This window comes from Streptomyces sp. NPDC048111 (genome assembly GCF_043202815.1).
In the GTDB taxonomy this organism is placed as follows: Bacteria; Actinomycetota; Actinomycetes; order Streptomycetales; family Streptomycetaceae; genus Streptomyces.
The window spans coordinates 1-18,012 of record NZ_JBIDBD010000054.1 but is presented as its reverse complement, the minus strand read 5'-3'; the positions used below and the strand labels follow the sequence as shown (position 1 = coordinate 18,012).

General features: G+C 73.7%; 15 protein-coding genes and 1 riboswitch. Of the genes, 12 read left to right on the top strand and 3 right to left on the bottom strand.

Translation table 11 applies throughout. The annotated features are described in order from the left end of the window. Nucleotides 1–554 precede the first annotated feature (554 nt). Nucleotides 555–629: riboswitch (cobalamin riboswitch) on the top strand. 132 nt (nucleotides 630–761) lie between these two features. From ACGF3I_RS34710 to ACGF3I_RS34685, 6 genes are all read left to right on the top strand, one after another. Then, entirely contained in the window at nucleotides 762–1,997 is a 1,236-nt protein-coding gene (locus ACGF3I_RS34710; RefSeq protein ID WP_393139231.1) for a prenyltransferase/squalene oxidase repeat-containing protein, read from the top strand. Further along, nucleotides 1,994–2,644: an SCO2322 family protein gene (locus ACGF3I_RS34705; RefSeq protein ID WP_393139229.1), complete on the top strand. Its 651-nt coding sequence runs from the start codon at nucleotides 1,994–1,996 to the stop codon at nucleotides 2,642–2,644. Before ACGF3I_RS34710 ends, ACGF3I_RS34705 begins: the two co-directional genes overlap by 4 nt. A gap of 8 nt (nucleotides 2,645–2,652) precedes the next feature. Then, entirely contained in the window at nucleotides 2,653–4,008 is a 1,356-nt protein-coding gene (locus tag ACGF3I_RS34700) for an energy-coupling factor transporter transmembrane component T (RefSeq protein ID WP_393139227.1), read from the top strand. A 10-nt stretch (nucleotides 4,009–4,018) separates the two neighbouring features. Beyond that, on the top strand, nucleotides 4,019–5,821 hold the full coding sequence (locus ACGF3I_RS34695) for an ABC transporter ATP-binding protein (RefSeq protein WP_393139225.1): 1,803 nt from the start codon (nucleotides 4,019–4,021) through the stop codon (nucleotides 5,819–5,821). Then, nucleotides 5,818–6,654, top strand: a complete 837-nt coding sequence (locus ACGF3I_RS34690) for an ECF transporter S component (RefSeq protein WP_393139223.1) — start codon at nucleotides 5,818–5,820, stop codon at nucleotides 6,652–6,654. Before ACGF3I_RS34695 ends, ACGF3I_RS34690 begins: the two co-directional genes overlap by 4 nt. Before the next feature lie 331 nt (nucleotides 6,655–6,985). Then, nucleotides 6,986–7,384 (top strand): transglycosylase SLT domain-containing protein, encoded by a 399-nt coding sequence (locus tag ACGF3I_RS34685; RefSeq protein ID WP_393139221.1) that lies wholly within the window; start codon nucleotides 6,986–6,988, stop codon nucleotides 7,382–7,384. Nucleotides 7,385–7,882: 498 nt separating this feature from the next. On the opposite strand, the gene ACGF3I_RS34680 is transcribed toward ACGF3I_RS34685, so the two are convergent. Next, a complete protein-coding gene (locus ACGF3I_RS34680) occupies nucleotides 7,883–9,052 on the bottom strand; it encodes a steroid 3-ketoacyl-CoA thiolase (RefSeq protein ID WP_393139219.1) in 1,170 nt (389 codons plus the stop codon). A gap of 237 nt (nucleotides 9,053–9,289) precedes the next feature. Here ACGF3I_RS34680 and ACGF3I_RS34675 point away from each other — a divergent pair, with 237 nt between their 5' ends. The 5 genes from ACGF3I_RS34675 (at nucleotide 9,290) to ACGF3I_RS34655 (ending at nucleotide 14,734) form a co-directional block, all read left to right on the top strand. Further along, nucleotides 9,290–10,537, top strand: coding sequence for a cytochrome P450 (locus ACGF3I_RS34675; protein WP_393139217.1), 1,248 nt, complete (start codon nucleotides 9,290–9,292; stop codon nucleotides 10,535–10,537). A gap of 917 nt (nucleotides 10,538–11,454) precedes the next feature. Beyond that, a complete protein-coding gene (locus tag ACGF3I_RS34670) occupies nucleotides 11,455–12,162 on the top strand; it encodes a pyridoxamine 5'-phosphate oxidase family protein (protein ID WP_393139215.1) in 708 nt (235 codons plus the stop codon). A gap of 198 nt (nucleotides 12,163–12,360) precedes the next feature. Next, nucleotides 12,361–13,497, top strand: a complete 1,137-nt coding sequence (locus tag ACGF3I_RS34665; protein WP_393139213.1) for a DUF2330 domain-containing protein — start codon at nucleotides 12,361–12,363, stop codon at nucleotides 13,495–13,497. 76 nt (nucleotides 13,498–13,573) lie between these two features. After that, complete coding sequence (locus ACGF3I_RS34660; protein ID WP_393139211.1) at nucleotides 13,574–13,909, top strand: antibiotic biosynthesis monooxygenase family protein; 336 nt, start codon at nucleotides 13,574–13,576, stop codon at nucleotides 13,907–13,909. Nucleotides 13,910–14,230: 321 nt separating this feature from the next. Further along, complete coding sequence (locus tag ACGF3I_RS34655; RefSeq protein ID WP_393139209.1) at nucleotides 14,231–14,734, top strand: GNAT family N-acetyltransferase; 504 nt, start codon at nucleotides 14,231–14,233, stop codon at nucleotides 14,732–14,734. Between the two features lie 9 nt (nucleotides 14,735–14,743). Here the strand turns inward: ACGF3I_RS34655 and ACGF3I_RS34650 are convergent, their stop codons facing one another. Both ACGF3I_RS34650 and ACGF3I_RS34645 read right to left on the bottom strand, forming a co-directional pair. Next, nucleotides 14,744–14,980 (bottom strand): hypothetical protein, encoded by a 237-nt coding sequence (locus ACGF3I_RS34650; RefSeq protein ID WP_393139207.1) that lies wholly within the window; start codon nucleotides 14,978–14,980, stop codon nucleotides 14,744–14,746. A gap of 74 nt (nucleotides 14,981–15,054) precedes the next feature. After that, nucleotides 15,055–17,118 (bottom strand): DHA2 family efflux MFS transporter permease subunit, encoded by a 2,064-nt coding sequence (locus tag ACGF3I_RS34645; protein WP_393139205.1) that lies wholly within the window; start codon nucleotides 17,116–17,118, stop codon nucleotides 15,055–15,057. Nucleotides 17,119–17,314: 196 nt separating this feature from the next. On the opposite strand from ACGF3I_RS34645, the gene ACGF3I_RS34640 reads away from it, so the two are divergent. Then, nucleotides 17,315–17,935 (top strand): hypothetical protein, encoded by a 621-nt coding sequence (locus ACGF3I_RS34640; RefSeq protein ID WP_393139203.1) that lies wholly within the window; start codon nucleotides 17,315–17,317, stop codon nucleotides 17,933–17,935. The last annotated feature ends 77 nt before the right edge of the window (nucleotides 17,936–18,012 follow it).

The following is an 18,012-nucleotide window of genomic DNA, read 5'->3' as shown; positions in this document are numbered from 1 at the left end:
CCCGCCCGTGCAGCGGGTTGTACCGGCTGAGCCCTGGGGCTGCGCCCCAGACCCCCTGAGGGGCTCCGCCCCTCGAACCCCGGCGGGGGCTCCGCCCCCCGCACCCCCCTTTCGCGCCTGAACGGCGCTCGTCCTCAACGCCGGACGGGCTGAAATGCCCGGTGCGGGCCCGCACCGGTCCTGTCAGGGGCGCGGGGAACTGCGCGAGAAGCGAGCACGGTCCGCAGACGAGCGCGGGTTCAACGGCGCTGGGCAACCGTTCGCCCGGCCGGAGGTCGACCCCCAGGGGCGCGGGGAACTGCGCGAGGCAGGCCGGGCTACACGTGCGGCCCAGCACCGGTCCTGTCAGGGGCGCGGGGAACTGCGCGAGGAGCGAGCACGGTCCGCACATGACCGCCGGGTTAAGGGGCGCGGGGAACTGCGCGAACCCGGGCACCCCAGTCCCGCCGGGGGCGCGGGGAACTGCGCGGTGTGGTGGTGGCCTCGGGATGGGGTGGGGGACGTCGGGGGTGGGGGGTGGCGGGTAGGGTGGGCGGGTCGTCATGCTCGTACGGGGGGAAGCCGGTGCAAACCCGGCGCTGACCCGCAGCCGTGACCCACCCCCACCGGGGCGGGAAGCCGGAATGCCCCGTCACCGCATGACCGGCTCACCGTCACCCGCACACCGCAGGTGACCGGCATCGTCGAGGCATACGGAGCCGGAGCCGGGTGCCAGCGCGCGCCCGCGCCCGCGCTCCCCCGCAGGAGAGGCACCGCCCGCCATGACCGTACGCCGCTGCGCAGCAGCGCTCGCCGCCGCCACCGCCGTCCTGGGCGGCACCGCCCCGGCGGCCTTCGCCGACGGCACGCCGTCGCCCGCGGCCGTCCCCCCGGGCCTGTACGGCGCGAAGGACCCCACGTACGACGGCGTCTTCCGGCAGTCCCTCGCCTTCCTCGCGCAGCAGAAGGCCGACGTCAGGCCCGCGGACCAGGCCGTCGCCTGGCTCACCGGACAGCAGTGCGCCGACGGCGCCTTCATGTCGTTCCGCGCGGACACCGGCAAGGCCTGCGACGCGGCCAAGCTCGACACCAACGCCACCTCTGCCGCCGTCCAGGCGCTCGGCGCGCTCGGCGGGCACAGTGACGCCGTCAAGAAGGGCATCGGCTGGCTCAAGTCCGTCCAGCAGGACGACGGCGGCTGGCCCTACACCCCGGGCATGGGCGGCAGCGACGCCAACTCCACGGCCATCGTGATCGGTGCCCTCGCCGCCGCCGGCGAGAAGCCCGCCGACGTGAAGTCGGCCAAGGCCGGCAAGACCCCCTTCGACGCGCTGCTCACCTTCGCGCTGCCCTGCGACGATCCGGCCGGCGCCGGCGCCTTCGCCTTCCAGCCCGACCCCAAGACGCAGAAGCTGTACGCCAACGCGGACGCGACCGCCGCCGCCGTGACCGGCTCCCTCGGCAAGGGCCTCACCGCCACCGCCGGCCCCGCCGACACCAAGGGCGCCGCCTGCGAGAAGGCCACCACCCCCGAACAGGCCGCCCACAACGGTGCCGCCCAGCTCGCCAGGACGCTGGCCCCGACCGGGTTCCTCAAGTCCGCCATGCCGGGCGCCACCGACCAGCCCGACTTCGGCAACACGGCCGACGCGGTCGTCGCGCTCGCCGCCGACGGCATGCCGCAGCAGGCCAAGGCCTCCGCCGACTGGCTCGCCAAGAACGCCTCCGCCTGGGCCAAGGAGAACGGCCCCGCCGCCTACGCCCAGCTCGTCTTCGCCGCCGACGCCACCGGCTCCGACCCGAAGAACTTCGGCGGCACCGACCTGATCAAGGCCCTCAACGCCACCGGCCCCGCCCCGCAGGCGGCCTCCGCCTCGTCCTCGCCCTCCGCCGCCGACACGTCGGAGTCGAAGAACGACGACGGCATCTCCGTCTGGTGGATCGTCGCCGTGGGGCTGCTGGCGGGCATCGGCGTCGGCTTCCTGATCAGCGGCCGCAGGAAGAACCAGCAGCTGTGACGCGGACGCGACTCGCCCCGTTCGCCGCGCTGCTCCTGGCCCTGGCCGTCCTCGCCGCCGGCGCGGGGACCGCCCGGGCGGCCGGGTACCGGTACTGGTCGTTCTGGGACCGGCAGGGCGACGCCTGGACGTACGCCACCCAGGGCCCGGCGTCCGCACACCCCGGCGACGGCTCGGTGGAGGGCTTCCGCTTCGCGGTGAGCGCGGACTCCAAGGACGCCTCCCAGCCGCGCACTGCCCCCTCCTTCGAGGCGGTGTGCGGCTCGACGCCGACCAAGGACGGCACGAAGCGGGTCGCGCTCGTCATCGACTTCGGTACGCCCCAGGACGGCGAGCAGGGAGAGACCCCGCCCGCCGCGCGCACCGCGTGCGCCCAGGTGGCCCCCGACGCCACCACCGCGGACGCGCTCGCCGCCGTGGCCAAGCCGCTGCGCTACAACAGCGCGGCCCTGCTGTGCGCGATCGCCGGCTATCCGCGCACGGGTTGCGGCGAACCGGTCGGGAACACCCCCGCCGCCTCCGACCCGGCGAAGAAGGCCGACGACGGCGGTTCCGGCGGCCCGTCGGTGGGTCTGCTCGCCGGGGTGGCCGCGGTCCTCGCGCTCGGCGCGGCGGCCATCTGGCAGTCCCGCCGCCGGAAGGGCTGACCCCGGGAATGCCTCCCGAGCCCGCGTCGTCTCCTGCCCCTGGGGTCCCCACCCCGGGGGCCTCCTCGGCGCACCCCGCCCCCGGCGCCGGTTCGGCGCCCTTCGAGCCGCGGCCCGCGACGGCGGGGAGGGGGCGGACCATCGGGGACGTCCGCGGGCGCACTGGTGATGCGGAGGGGGCGGAGAGTGCGGGTGGCGGGCACGGGCCGGGCGAGGGCCGGGTGCGGCCCCGCCGACCCGGCGCCGACGGGGCGCGACGGGCTCCCCGGAGGCGGCCCGCGCCGGTGGCGAGCCGGAGCAACGCCGTGCATCCCGGTGCCTGGTGGCTCTGGGCCCTCGGGCTCGCCACCGCCGCCTCGCGCACCAACAACCCCCTCCTGCTCGGCCTCCTCGTCGGCGTGGCCGGCTATGTCGTGGCGGCCCGCAAGACCGACGCCCCCTGGGCCCGCTCGTACACCGCGTTCCTCAAGATCGGCCTGTTCGTCGTCGGCGTCCGGCTCCTGTTCAACGTGGTGCTCGGCTCGCCGATCCCCGGCAGCCACACCCTCCTGACGCTGCCCGAACTCCCGCTCCCGGACTGGGCGAAGGGCGTCCGCGTCGGCGGCCGGGTCACCGCCGAGGGCATGCTCTTCGCGCTGTACGACGGGGCCCGCCTGGCCACCCTGCTGATCTGCGTGGGCGCGGCCAACGCGCTGGCCAATCCGGCCCGGCTCCTCAAGTCGCTGCCGGGCGCCCTGTACGAGGCCGGCGTCGCCGTGGTCGTCGCGATGACCTTCGCGCCGAACATGGTGGCCGATGTCGTACGCCTGCGGACCGCCCGGCGGCTGCGCGGCCGTCCCACCGGTGGCTTCGGGGCGATCGCCCAGATCGGTCTGCCGGTGCTGGAAGGCGCCCTGGAGCGCTCGGTCGCGGTGGCCGCGTCGATGGACGCGCGGGGTTACGGCCGCACCGCCCAGGTCCCCGCCCCGGTCCGCCTGATCACCACCGTCCTCACCCTGGGCGGACTGCTCGGCGTGTGCGCGGGGACGTACGGGCTGCTCGCCTCCGCGGGTGCCGGGTACGGCCTGCCGGTGCTGGCGGCCGGAGTGCTCGCCTCGGTCGCCGGGCTGCGGCTCGGCGGCCGGCGCCAGATCCGTACCCGCTACCGGCCCGACCGCTGGAACGTCCGGTCCTGGCTCGTGGCCGGTTCCGGCGCGGCGGTCGCGGCCCTGATGCTGTGGGCGGGTGCGTACGCCCCCGCGTCCCTGAACCTGGGCGTGGTCCCGCTGAGCGCGCCGGACCTGCCGCTGTGGCCCGCCCTCTCCCTGCTCGCCGGACTGCTTCCGGCCTTCGTCGCTCCCGTTCCTCCGAAGGAGTCCCCGTGAAGGAGTCCCCGTGATCCGGTTCGAGAACGTGTCGGTCACCTACGACTCCGCCGCGGGTCCGACCGTACGGGGCGTCGAACTGGCCGTCCCCGAGGGCGAGTTGGTGCTGCTGGTCGGACCGTCCGGGGTCGGCAAGTCGACTTTGCTCGGCACCGTCTCCGGGCTCGTGCCGCACTTCACCGGCGGCACCCTGCGCGGGCGGGTCACCGTGGGCGGCCGCGACACCCGCACGCACAAGCCGCGCGAACTCGCCGATCTGGTCGGCACGGTGGGGCAGGATCCCCTGGCCCACTTCGTCACCGACACCGTCGAGGACGAACTGGCCTACGGAATGGAGTCGTTGGGGCTCGCGCCCGCGGTGATGCGCCGCCGGGTCGAGGAGACCCTGGACCTGCTGGGCCTGGCCGAGCTGCGCGACCGCCCGATCGCCACGCTCTCCGGCGGGCAGCAGCAGCGCGTCGCGATCGGCTCCGTCCTCACCCCGCATCCCAAGGTGCTCGTCCTGGACGAGCCGACCTCGGCGCTCGACCCGGCCGCGGCGGAGGACGTCCTCTCGGTCCTCCAGCGCCTGGTCCACGACCTGGGCACCACGGTCCTGCTGGCCGAGCACCGCCTGGAGCGGGTGGTGCAGTACGCGGACCAGGTCATCCTGCTGCCCTCGCCCGGGGCCCCGCCGGTCATGGGCACGCCCGCCGAGATCATGCGCGTCTCGCCCGTCCACCCCCCGGTGGTGGCCCTCGGTCACCTGGCGGGCTGGTCTCCCCTCCCCCTGTCCGTGCGCGACGCGCGGCGGATGGCGGGCCCCCTGCGTGAGGAGCTGGCCGCACACACCCCGCGGCCGGCCCCCGCCGGCGCGCGGCCCGACACCATGAGCCGCGACGGATCGGGGCCTGGCGGCTCGGGGCTCGGCGGCCCGGGTCCCGACAGCTCGGGGCTCGGCGGTCCGGGTCCCGACAGCTCGGGGCTCGGCGGTCCGGGTCCCGACAGCTCGGGTCGCCGCGCCGCGCGCGGGCGCGGCCTGACCGCCCTCTTCCGGCGCCCTCCGCGCACCGCGGGCGCGCCCGCCACCGCCCGCGTCAGCGCCCTCGGGGTGCGCCGGGGGCGGGTGGAGGCGCTGCGCCAGGTGGACCTCACTGTCGCCCCGGGCGAGACCATCGCCCTGATGGGCCGCAACGGCGCCGGGAAGTCCACGCTCCTCAACACCCTCGTCGGCATGATCGAGCCGACCTCCGGCACGGTCGCCGTGGGCGGGCGCACCCCGCACCGCACCCCGCCGCGCGAACTGATCCGCGAGGTCGGCCTCGTACCGCAGGAGCCGCGCGACCTGTTGTACGCCGACACCGTCGCGGCCGAATGCGCCGCCGCCGACGAGGACGCCGGGGCCGCCCCGGGCAGCTGCCGCGCGCTCGTCTCCGCACTGCTTCCGGGCGTACGGGACGACACCCATCCGCGCGACCTGTCCGAGGGGCAGCGCCTGACCCTCGCGCTGGCCATCGTCCTGACCGGCCGCCCTCCGCTGCTCCTCCTGGACGAGCCGACCCGGGGTCTCGACTACGCGGCCAAGGGGCGCCTGGTCACGGTCCTGCGCGAGCTCGCCGCCGGGGGCCACGCCATCGTGCTCGCCACCCATGACGTGGAGCTGGCCGCCGAACTCGCCCACCGGGTGGTCATCCTGGCGGGCGGCGAGGTCGTCGCGGACGGCCCGACGGCCGATGTGGTCGTCTCGTCGCCCGCGTTCGCCCCCCAGGTCGCGAAGGTGCTCGCCCCGCAGCACTGGCTGACCGTCGCGCAGGTACGCGAGGCCCTGGCATGACGGGAACGGGGACGGGCGGCGAGCCGGGCGTCCGGGCGGCCAGGGCCGTACGGCTCGGGCCGCGTGCCGTGGTGGCGCTCGCCCTGATCACGCTGATCGGGGTGGCGGCCTTCGGCTGGCCGCTGCTCGCCGACGCCGACTCGGGCCTCGCCCACGCGCAGGACGCGCCCTGGCTCTTCGCGGCGCTGCTCCCGCTCCTGGTGGGGGTGGTCATCGCCACGATCGCCGACGACGGCATGGACGCCAAGGCCGTCGCGATGCTCGGTGTGCTGGCCGCGGTGGGGGCCGCGCTGCGCCCGCTCGGCGCGGGCACGGCGGGCCTGGAGCCGATGTTCTTCCTGATGGTCCTGAGCGGCCGGGTGCTCGGGCCGGGCTTCGGGTTCGTCCTCGGCTCGGTGACGATGTTCGCGTCCGCGCTGCTGACCGGCGGGGTCGGGCCCTGGATGCCGTTCCAGATGCTGGCCATGGGCTGGTTCACGATGGGCGCGGGGCTGCTGCCGGGGGCGCACCGGCTGCGCGGCCGGGCCGAGTGGGCGCTGCTGGCGCTGTACGGGGCGCTCGCCTCGTTCGCGTACGGCACGGTCATGAACCTTCAGGGCTGGACGTTCATCGGCGGCATGTCCTCGGGCATCTCCTTCCACCCGGGCGACCCGCTGCACGACAACCTCATCCGCTTCTTCGCGTACTGCGCGGCCACGTCGCTGGGCTGGGACCTGGGGCGGGCGGCGCTCACGGTGGTGCTCACCCTCACCCTCGGGCCCACGCTGCTGCGGGCGTTGAGGCGGGCGACACGGCGGGCCGCCTTCGAGGCGCAGGTCACATTCGAGAGCTGAAAAGGGTGCCGCGGGGGTGAGGCCGCCCACAGGCCCTTCGTCCTCTACGAACGGGAATAGTGGCCCACAGCCATGATCCACGAGCCCCCTCGCGACGGCTCTGACCTGGACTTATCCGTGCCTTACACCCCGGGGGCCGTTCCACCCCCGGTGCGACGGTCACTAGTAAGCGGGGTCATTGCGGCCGCCCATCGGGCCCGTTACAACTGTTCGAGTCGCCGGAACAGCCCGGTCCGCCTGCCGGGCCGACTCCTTACGGTTCCCCCGTCGCGGAGGTCATCGAACCTCCGGCGGAGTGCGGCCGCCCACGTCCCCGAAGTTAGGTCCTTCGTTGTCTTTCGCCGCCCGCGTCACCGCCCGTAAGAAGTCCATCGCCGCCGCCGGCGCCACGCTCATCGCCGCCTCCGGCGTCGCCATGGCCGCCGTGCCGGCGCACGCAGCGCCCACGAGCGCCCAGGCCATCGCGCAGCAGATGATGCCCTCGGACCAGTTCCAGTGCTTCAGCAAGATCGTGAACCACGAGTCGGGCTGGAACCCGTCGGCCACGAACGCGTCCTCCGGGGCGTACGGGCTCGTGCAGGCGCTGCCCGGGTCCAAGATGGCGTCGGCCGGGGCCGACTGGCAGACCAATCCTGCTACGCAGATCAAGTGGGGGCTGAATTACATGAAGGAGCGGTACGGGAGTCCTTGTGGGGCGTGGAACTTCTGGCAGCAGAACAGCTGGTACTGAGCCACCCCCGAGGTGCTCCGCCCCTCGGTCCCCGGGGGTTTGCCCACCCGCCCGCCCGTGCGGGGGGTTGGAGGGTGCCTGGCCCTGGGGCTGCGCCCCAGACCCCCTGAGGGGCTCCGCCCCTCGGACCCCGGCGGGGGCTCCGCCCCCTGCACCCCCACGCGGGGACTTCGTCCCCTGCACCCCTCCCGGGGGCTGCGCCCCCGGACCCCCCTTCGCGCCTGAACGGCGCTCGTCCTCAAACTCCCCCAAGGCCTAAAGGGCCAGGGGGTACCCCCATGACGGGCTGAGGATGCGCATGCTGGCCCGCACCGGTGCAGTTAGGGGCGCGGGGAACTGCGCGAGGAGCGAGCACGATCCGCAGGCGAGCGAGGGGTTAGGGGCGCGAGGAACTGCGCAAACCCCGGGCCCGCCCGGCCCTGCCAGGGGCGCGGGGAACTGCGCGACCAGCCCAGTACGGGCCGCACCTGAATGACGGGTGCGCGGGACGGGAGTGGGTTACAGGCGTTGCAGGATGGTGGCGGTGGCCAGGGCTCCGCCGGCGCACATCGTCACCAGAGCGAACTCCTTGTCCCGCCGCTCCAGCTCGTGCAACGCCGTCGCGATGAGTCGAGCCCCTGTCGCCCCGACGGGATGCCCCAACGCGATGGCACCCCCGTTGACGTTCACCTTCTCCAGGTCCTGCTCGAAGACCTGCGCCCAGCTCAGCACCACCGACGCGAACGCCTCGTTGATCTCGACCAGGTCGATGTCGCGCAGCGACATCCCCGCCTTGCCCAGCACCGCCCGCGTCGCGTCGATCGGACCGTCGAGGTGGAAGTGCGGGTCGGCCCCGACCAGCGCCTGCGCCACGATCCGCGCCCTCGGCCTGAGCTTCAGCGCGCGCGCCATCCGCTTGGACGCCCACATGATCGCCGCCGCGCCGTCGGAGATCTGTGACGAGTTGCCGGCCGTGTGCACGGCCGTCGGCATCACGGGCTTGAGCCGCCCGAGCGCCTCCATCGAGGTGTCGCGCAGCCCCTCGTCCCGGTCGACCAGGCGCCACATGCCCTGCCCGGCCGCCTGCTCCTCCTCGGTCGTCGGCACCTGCACCGCGAACGTCTCGCGTTTGAAGCGCTCCTCGCCCCAGGCCACCGCCGCCCGCTCCTGCGAGAGCAGGCCGAGGGAGTCGACCCGTTCGCGGGTCAGGCCCCGGTTGCGGGCGATCCGTTCCGCCGCCTCGAACTGGTTGGGCAGGTCCACGTTCCACTCGTCGGGCCAGGGCTTGCCCGGTCCGTGCTTGGAACCCGAGCCGAGCGGCACCCGCGACATCGCCTCCACCCCGCAGCTGATGCCGACGTCGATGACCCCCGCCGCGATCATGTTGGCCACCATGTGGCTCGCCTGCTGCGAGGAGCCGCACTGGCAGTCGACGGTGGTCGCGGCCGTCTCGTACGGAAGGCCCACCGCGAGCCAGGCGTTGCGTGCCGGGTTCATCGACTGTTCGCCGGCGTGGGTGACCGTACCGCCGACGATCTGCTCGACGCAGTCGGCGTGGATGCCGGTGCGGCCGAGGAGTTCGCGGTAGGTCTCACCGAGCAGATAGGCGGGGTGCAGATTGGCGAGCGCGCCCCCGCGCTTGCCGATGGGCGTGCGTACGGCTTCGACGATGACAGGTTCCGCGGCCATGAGCTCGTCCTCTCCCGACACAGCCGCTGGGTGTCCCGGCACCGCACGGCCACGAACTGATACGCGTTCTAGTTCTGAGTGCAGTCTTATGAGAGCTACCCCGGGTACGCAAGGGTTGTGCACGGCCCGTGTGGGCAGTTCAGTGCGCAACAGATGCTGCCGCGAGCCTTGCTTGTTCTAGAACCCGTTACTACCTTTCCGACACCTTCTGATGGACCGTCAGACATGGAGTGGCCGATGCGTTGCCCCCACCTGCCCGACGGGTTCGACTTCACCGACCCCGACCTGCTCCAATCCCGCGTCCCGCACCCGGAGTTCGCGGAGCTGCGACAGACCGCGCCGGTCTGGTGGTGCGCCCAGCCGACCGGCATCTCCGGTTTCCAGGACGACGGTTACTGGGCGGTGACGCGGCACGCCGACGTCAAGTACGTGTCCACGCACCCGGAGTTGTTCTCCTCCCACACCAACACCGCGGTGATCCGCTTCAACGAGTCGATCAGCCGGGAGCAGATCGACGTCCAGAAGCTGATCATGCTGAACATGGACCCGCCCGAGCACACCCGCGTCCGCCAGATCGTCCAGCGCGGCTTCACTCCGCGCGCGATCCGCTCCCTGGAGGGCGCCCTGCGTGACCGCGCCCGCTCCATCGTGGACGCCGCGCTGTCGGAGGCCGACAAGAACGACGGCGCCTTCGACTTCGTCACCAACATCGCCGTCGAGCTGCCCCTGCAGGCCATCGCCGAACTCATCGGCGTCCCGCAGGAGGACCGGACGAAGATCTTCGACTGGTCCAACAAGATGGCGGCGTACGACGACCCGGAGTACGCGATCACCGAGGAGATCGGCGCCGAGGCGGCGATGGAGCTGGTGTCGTACGCGATGAACCTCGCGGCGGCCCGCAAGGAGTGCCCGGCCAAGGACATCGTCTCGCAGCTGGTCGCCGCCGAGGGCGAGGGCAACCTGCTCTCCGACGAGTTCGGCTTCTTCGTGATCCTGCTCGCGGTGGCCGGAAACGAGACCACCCGCAATGCGATCAGCCACGGGATGCACGCCTTCTTGACCCACCCCGACCAGTGGGAACTCTACAAACGCGAGCGTCCGGCCACCGCGGCCGAGGAGATCGTGCGCTGGGCTACGCCCGTCGTCTCCTTCCAGCGCACCGCGACCCAGGACACCGAGCTCGGCGGCCAGAAGATCACGGCGGGGGACCGTGTCGGTCTCTTCTACTCCTCCGCCAACAACGACCCCGAGGTCTTCGACCACCCCGAGCGCTTCGACATCACCCGGGACCCCAATCCGCACCTCGGCTTCGGAGGCGGCGGGCCGCACTTCTGCCTCGGCAAGTCCCTGGCGGTGCTGGAGATCAACCTGATCTTCAACGCGGTCGCCGATGTCCTGCCCGATCTGCGGTTGGCCGGGGGGCCTCGGAGGTTGCGGTCTGCTTGGTTGAACGGGATCAAGGGGCTTGGGGTGGTGCGGGGTTGAGGGCTCTCGGCTGAGCCCCCTCGGCCTTTTGCCCGGGCGGGCGGGCAGGGGGTTGCCTGGGTTCGGGGCTGCGCCCCGGGGTCCCCGAGGGGGGGTTGCCCACCCGCCCGCCCGTGCAGCGGGGTGGGTAGGTTCGGCTCCCTGGGGCTGCGCCCCAGACCCCGGGGGGTTTGCCCACCCGCCCGCCCGTGCAGCGGGTTGGATAGGCCCGGCCCTGGGGCTGCGCCCCAGACCCCCAAGGGGGCTGCCCACCCGCCCGCCCGCGGAGGGGGTTGGAGGGTGCCTGGCCCTGGGGCTGCGCCCCAGACCCGCTGAGGGGCTCCGCCCCTCTAACCCCGGGGCGCTTGCCCACCCACCCGCCCGTGACGGGCACCGAGAAGTCGAGGTCCCGGGGCTGCGCCCCGAACCCCCTGAGGGGCTCCGCCCCTCGAACCCCGGCGGGGGCTCCGCCCCCTGCGCCCCCACGCGGGGACTTCGTCCCCTGCACCCCTCTCGGGGCTGCGCCCCCGAACCCCCCTTCGCGTCTGAACGGCGCTCGTCCTCAAACTCCCCCAAGTCCTAAAGGGCCAGGGGGACCCCCATGACAGGCTGAGGTGTCCCGATGCGGGCCAGCACCATGCTGCTAAGGGGTGCGGGGAACTGCGCAAGGCGGGCGGGGATGCACGTGCGGGCCGGCATCAGCCCTGCCAGGGGCGCGGGGAACTGCGCGAGAAGCGACCATGGCCCGCACAAGACCGGGGGGTTGAGGGCGCGGGGAACTGCGCAAAAGCGGCCCAGCCAACCTGGCCCGGACCAGCCGACGCCCCCAGCCCGGCCCAGCACCCCACTCCCACCCCGACCCTCCATCCCCCTTGATCCCCCACCCCCCTACTGAAACAGTTGCCCCACCCGCACCCGGCAACCGAATCGGCAGGAAAGTGGAAGCACAGCAACCGAATCAGCACATCCAACCCGCACCCGCGGAGCTGGCCCCCACCGAGCGCACCCGGCATCGGCGGCTGCGTGAGCAGGGGAGCGCTCTGGTCTCCGACCTCGACGGCATCCTGCGGGACGGTTTCGTCTGTCATCTCGGCGTCACCGTCGACGGGACCCCGATGGTGGTCCCTACCGTGTACGGCGTCGACTTCGACCGGCGGACGCTCTATCTGCACGGCTCGGTCGCCAGCCGCAGTCTCGTGCGGGCTCCGCGGGCCACGGTCTGCGTGACCGTCACGCACATCGACGGCCTGGTCCTCGCCCGCTCGGTGTTCGAGCACGGCGTCAACTACCGCAGCGCGATGATCTACGCCGTACCCCGGCAGGTCACCGAGGAGGACGAACTGCTGCACGGGCTCAGGATCCTGACCGAGCACTGTGCACCGGGCCAGTGGGACTACGCGCGCCGCCCCAGCGCCAAGGAGCTGGCGGCCACGTCCCTGCTCGCCCTCCCCCTCGACGAGGCATCCGTGAAGACTGCGTCCGGGCCGCCCCAGGACGCGGACGGCCCGGACGGCCGGCTCGGTCTGTGGGCCGGGGTGGTGCCGGTGCACACCCGGCTCGGGGCGCCCGAATCCGACCCCGCGCTGCCCGAGGGCATCGCCGTGCCCGACCACGTCACCGCCTGGGGAACCGGACGGGCCGGCTGAACGGAACCCCGGTTCGGCGAACCGGTTCAGCACGACCCCGGCCGGGCCGGTTCGGCGAACCGGTTCAGCACGTCCCCGGCCGGGCCGGATCAGCGGGGCCGGTTCAGCGGCACCCCCGGCCGGGCCCGTGCGGCGGAACCGGAGGCGCCGCCGCGCCGTCGTAGCTCCCGTCGTCGATCAACACGGGGGTACACGCACATGCGCAACGGTCAAAGGCACTGGCGGCGGGCGCTGCTCGTGGCCCTGGCACTGGTGGCACTCCAGCTCGGCTCGCTGGTGGCACCGGCGTACGCGTGCGGCTGCGGGGCGATGGTTCCGCAGAGCGGGCGGCAGTTGAGCGTCCGGCAGGAGACCTCGGCCGTGCGCTGGGACGGCCACAGCGAGCAGATCGTGATGCGGCTCACCGTGGACGGCGACGCTCCCAAGGCCGCGTGGATCATGCCGGTGCCGACCCGGGCCACCGTGAAGCTCGGCGACCGCGCGCTCTTCGGTCAGCTGGAGGAACTCTCCGCTCCGGTGCGCCGCACCCGCTCGTACTTCTGGCCGCGCGAGGGCGACTGGCCGTTCGGCAAGGACCGTCGGGTGGGCGACGGCGCCCCGGCGCCCTCGGCCAAGCCTCCGGTGGAGGTCATCGGCAGGGAGCGGCTCGGCCCCTTCGACGTGGCCCGCCTCACCGCCTCCGATCCGGCGGCGCTGCGCGACTGGCTGGCCCGCAACGGCTTCCAGCTCCCGCCCGCGCTCGCCACCGAACTCCGGCCCTACGTCGAGCAGAAGTGGGAGTACGTGGCGATCCGGCTCGCCCCCGATCAGGCGGGCCGGACCCTGCGCGGCTCCCTCGACCCGCTGAGCCTCACCTTCGCCAGCGACCGCCTGGTCTATCCGATGCGGCTGTCCCGTCTCGCGAAGAACCCGCAGACCCTGGACCTGTACGTGCTGGCCGCCCACCGGATGGAGCCGTCGTCCACGATCGGCGGGGCCGCGCCGACGACCCTGTACGCGGGCGAGGTCGCCCACCCCTCCGGCGCGATCGGCGACCTGGTGGGGCGTACGGAACCGGTGTACCTCACGGCGCTGACCCAGTCGTTCCCGCAGCCCGCGCGGATCACGGGCGACCACGAACTGCGGCGTGCCGCCGACGACTCGGGGTTCCAACGCGTCCGCTATGCCGATGAGTTGATGACCGTGGGCGGAGCGCCGGCCTGGCTCCTGACCATCGGGGGCGCGCTCGTCGTGCTGCTCGCCGGAGTCCTGGGCGGGCTCCTCGCCGTACGCGGCCGGCGCCGTCGGCGCGCCGCCGCACCGCCCTGGCCCCAGCCGCCGCTCACGCGCCCTTGACCTGGTCATGGAGCACACTGATCCCCGACGGACGAACGAAGGCGCCGTCTGGTGGACTTCCGAGGAGAGGTGTCGCGTGCCCAGCGTCGTAAAGATCAACGTACTGACCGTGCCGGACGAGCAGCGGGAGGTCCTGGAGAAGCGGTTCGCCTCGCGGGCCGGGTCGGTGGAGGACTCCGACGGGTTCGAGTGGTTCGAGCTGCTCCGGCCCGCCGAGGGCACCGACCAGTACCTCGTCTACACCCGCTGGCGCAGCGAGGAGGACTTCCAGAACTGGATGGCCACCTCCATGCGGGGCGCGCACGGCGGGGGCGAGGGCGGCGGCGGGGGCGGCGAGCGGCCCAAGCCCGCCGCGTCGGGGTCCACGCTGTGGTCCTTCGAGGTGGTCCAGCAGGCCGCACCCAAGGCCTGAGCCGTCCCCCGAGCCGAAGGCCTGAGCCGGCCGCGCCCGAGATCCGACCGTCCGCGCCCAAGGCCTGAGCCGGCCGCGCCCGAGATCCGACCGTCCGCGCCCAAGGCCTGAGCCGGCCGCGCCCGAGGTCCGACCGTCCGCGCCCAAGGCCTGAGCCGGCCGCGCCCAAGGTCTGACCGTCCGCACCCGAAGCCTGAGCCGGCCGCGCGGCGCGCGCGTCCTCGTGGTGCAGCAGGCCGTGCCCAGGAGCTGAGGCCCGTCGCGCGGCGGCTCGGTTTATTCGGTGGCGGCGCCGGGGCCGCCCGGGATAGGCAGTGACCCATGAGTTGGATCATGGCCGTCGAGCGGCCCGACACCCCCGACGCGAGCCTGCTGCGGCGCGACTACTACGACGAGGTGGCGAGCCGCTGGTACGGCCGGCCCGCCACCCCCGAGGAGATCGAGCAGGGGCTCGCCGACGACGGGGCGGACCAACTCCGGCCGCCCACCGGGGACTTCGTGGTCGGCCGCCACCAGGGGCGCCCGGCGGCGTGCGGCGGCATCCTGCTGTGTGCCCAGGCGCCGGTGATCGACGGAACGGCCCCGGCGACGGCCGAGCTGACCCGGGTCTTCGTGCGCCCCTTCGCTCGCGGAACCGGTGGCGGCGGGGCGCTGCTGTCCGCCCTGGAGGACGCGGCCCGGCGGCTCGGCGCCCGGCGGCTCGCCCTGGACACCCGGCACGATCTGGTCGAGGCGCGCGGCCTGTACGCCAAGCACGGCTATCGCGAGGTCGCTCCGTACAACGAGGGGCCCTACCGCGAACGCTGGTTCGCCAAGGAGCTGTGAGGAGGGGGTTCACGGGGCCATCGGGGCCACCGGGATCTCCGGAGCCACCCGGGCCCCCGGGGCCACCCAGGCCACTGGGGCCATCCAGGCCACCGGGGCCACCGGGATCTCCGGGGCCACCCGGGTCACCGGGGCCACCCGGGCCTCCGAGGCCACCCGGGCCTCCAAGGCCACCCGGGCCACCCGGGCCACCCGGGTCACCGGGGCCACCCGGGTCACCGGGGCCACCCGGGCCTCCAAGGCCACCCGGGCCACCCGGGCCACCCGGGCCACCGGGGCCACCGAGGTGTTCGGGAACCCCCGAAGCCCCTCAACCCCCCTCACTCACGCCCCGCATGCTCGTGCGCCAGGTGGTCGCGGGGCGCGGCCGGCCCCCTGGGCTGTTCCTCGTCGGAGCCCGACAGCTCGGTGGACAGCTCCCTGACCAGTTTCACCAGGTCCCGCGGCCGTTGCGGGCCCCACCAGTCGCCGAGCAGTTCGGCCAGGGACTCCTCGCGGGCCGTGCACAGCTGCGCCGCCACCGCGCGCCCCTGCTCGGTGAGGACCATCGGGATGCCGTCGCGCCGGGTGAGTCCGCGTTCCTCCACCTGGCGGGCCGCCTCGGTGATGACGTGCAGCGGTACGGGCACGCGTTCGGCGAGCACCGCCGGGTCGGTGGACCCGTACTTGTTGATGCGCAGCAGGAGCCAGCTCGCCGCGGGCAGCAGGTCCAGGTCGGCCTTGTGCGTGATGGTCCGGTAGATCTCGCGCCGGCCCTCGCGCGTGCCGAGCAGCGACAGCGCCCGGGCGCACTCCTCGTACGAGGACCGCTCGACGGGGTTGGAGGCGAGGGTCTGGCTGGTGTCGGGGGCGGTGACGGCGCCGCGCAGCTTGTCCTCCTTGAGGAACCACGCCGTCACGAAGGCGAGGAGCACCACCGGGGCCGCGTACAGGAAGACGTCCGTGATCGAGGTGGCGTACGCGTGCAGCACGGCCGGCTGCGCCGCGGGCGGGAGCTGGGCGATGCGGTGCGGGTCCGCCGAGATCGCGGCGGGGCCGACGCCGGGCGGTAGCGGCTGTCCGGCCAGGGCGTCGGAGAGCTTGCCGGTGAGCCGGTTGGTGAAGATCGTGCCGAAGATGGCGACGCCGAAGGAGGCTCCGATGGACCGGAAGAAGGTGGCGCCGGAGGTCGCGACGCCGAGGTCCGCGTAGTCGACGGCGTTCTGTACGACCAGGACGAGGACCTGCATGACGAGGCCGAGTCCCGCGCCGAAGACGAAGAAGTAGAGGCTCATCTCCCAGGTGGGGCTGGTCTCGGTGAGCCGGTGCAGGAGCAGCAGGCCGATCGTGGTGAGGGCGGTGCCGGCGATCGGGAAGACCTTCCAGCGGCCGGTGCGGGAGACGATCTGGCCGGAGCCGGTCGAGGTCAGCAGCATGCCGAGGACCATCGGCAGCATGTGCACCCCGGACATGGTGGGCGAGATGCGCTGGACGACCTGGAGGAAGGTCGGCAGGTACGTCATCGCGCCGAACATCGCGAAACCCACGATGAAGCTGATGAGCGCCACGAGGCTGAAGGTGCGGATGCGGAACAGCTTCAGCGGCAGCACCGGCTCGACCGCCCGGCGCTCCACGGCCACGAAGGCCACGAGCAGCACCAGGCCGAGCACCGCGAGCCCGATGATCCGGGCCGAGCCCCAGGGCCAGGTGGTCCCGCCGAGCGAGGCGACCAGGACCAGGCAGGTCGCGACGGAGGCGATGAGGAAGGTGCCCAGGTAGTCGATGGTGTGGCGGGTGCCGTGGACCGGGATGTGCAGGACGGCCGCGATGACGACGAGCGCGATCACCCCGATCGGCAGGTTGATGTAGAACACCCAGCGCCAGCTGAGCTGTTCGGTGAAGAACCCGCCGAGCAGCGGCCCGAGCACGCTGGTCGCGCCGAAGACCGCGCCGAACAGGCCCTGGTACCTGCCGCGTTCGCGGGGCGGGACGAGGTCGCCGACGATCGCCATGGACAGCACCATCAGCCCGCCGCCGCCCAAGCCCTGGAGCGCGCGGAAGCCGATCAGCTCGCCCATGTTCTGCGCGATGCCGCACAGGCCGGAGCCGACGAGGAAGATGACGATGGCCAGTTGGAACAGCTTCTTGCGGCCGTACTGGTCGCCGAGCTTTCCCCACAGCGGGGTCGCGGCGGTGGCGGCCAGCATGTAGGCGGTGACCACCCACGACAGGTGGTTCATGCCGCCGAGGTCACTGACGATGGTCGGCAGCGCGGTCGAGACGATGGTCTGGTCGAGCGCGGCGAGCAGCATGCCGAGCAGCAGCGCGCCGATGGCGACCATGACGGTCCGCCGCTCGTGCCCCGCAGCGGGGGCGACGACGGCGGGGGCGGATTTCCGGGCCATGACCACGTCCCATCCGTGAGTGAGTGCTGCGGCCCACCGCCGCGGGTGCGTCACCCGCGTCCGTGAGCCCTCCGACTCGCTCCTCCCATCTTGATCGGAATGTACGGAAACGGCCTGCCGGGGTCGGCCGCACCCCTCGGGGCGGCCGGGGGCCGCCGGGCATAATCGCTCGCAGTCCATGGGGAGGGGCCCGACGATGACCGGACACGGCTGCCCGGAATGCGGCGCGCAGCGCGGGGTGGACGGCAGACCCGGCTGCTCCTGCGCCGGGCGCGCCGCCGAGACGCCGCACGCCGAACGCTCGGCCGAGGCCGCCGCGGCGGAGGACTTCGACCCGCTGCGGATCAGGCCGTACGTGGTGCTGCCGAACGCCTCGGCGGAGCTCGACGACGAAGCCACGGCCCCGCCCGAGACCGCTGCCGAGCGGACGATGCGGCTGGGGGCGGTGGTCCCGGCGACGGATTCGGCGGCGGGTTCGGCGGCGGCCCCGGTGGCGGACTCGGCGGCGGACCCGGCGGCGGGTTCGGCGGCGGCCCCGGTGGCGGGTTCGACGGCGGACCAGGCCCCCGGTGGCGCGGGCCCCGCGGGGGCCGCTCCCCCGCGGGCTCCCCGCAGACGCGGCCGGCTCGCCGCGCTGGCCGTCGGCGCCGCGGCCACGGCGGCCATCGCCACGGCGGCGTTCGCGGGCACCCTGTTCGCCGACGACGCCACTCCGAAGCAGGCCCTGCCCGACGCCTCGGACACCGGCCTCCCCTACAGCGGCGCCGCCCCCGCCTCCGGCAAGAGCCCGTCGGCCACCGCTGTCCTGTCCGACTGAAGATTGCGAGAGGTGAGTCGGCTGACCTGCGCTTCGCAATCTTGGGCGGGGCTGGCGAGTGCTGGGCTGTCTCGACG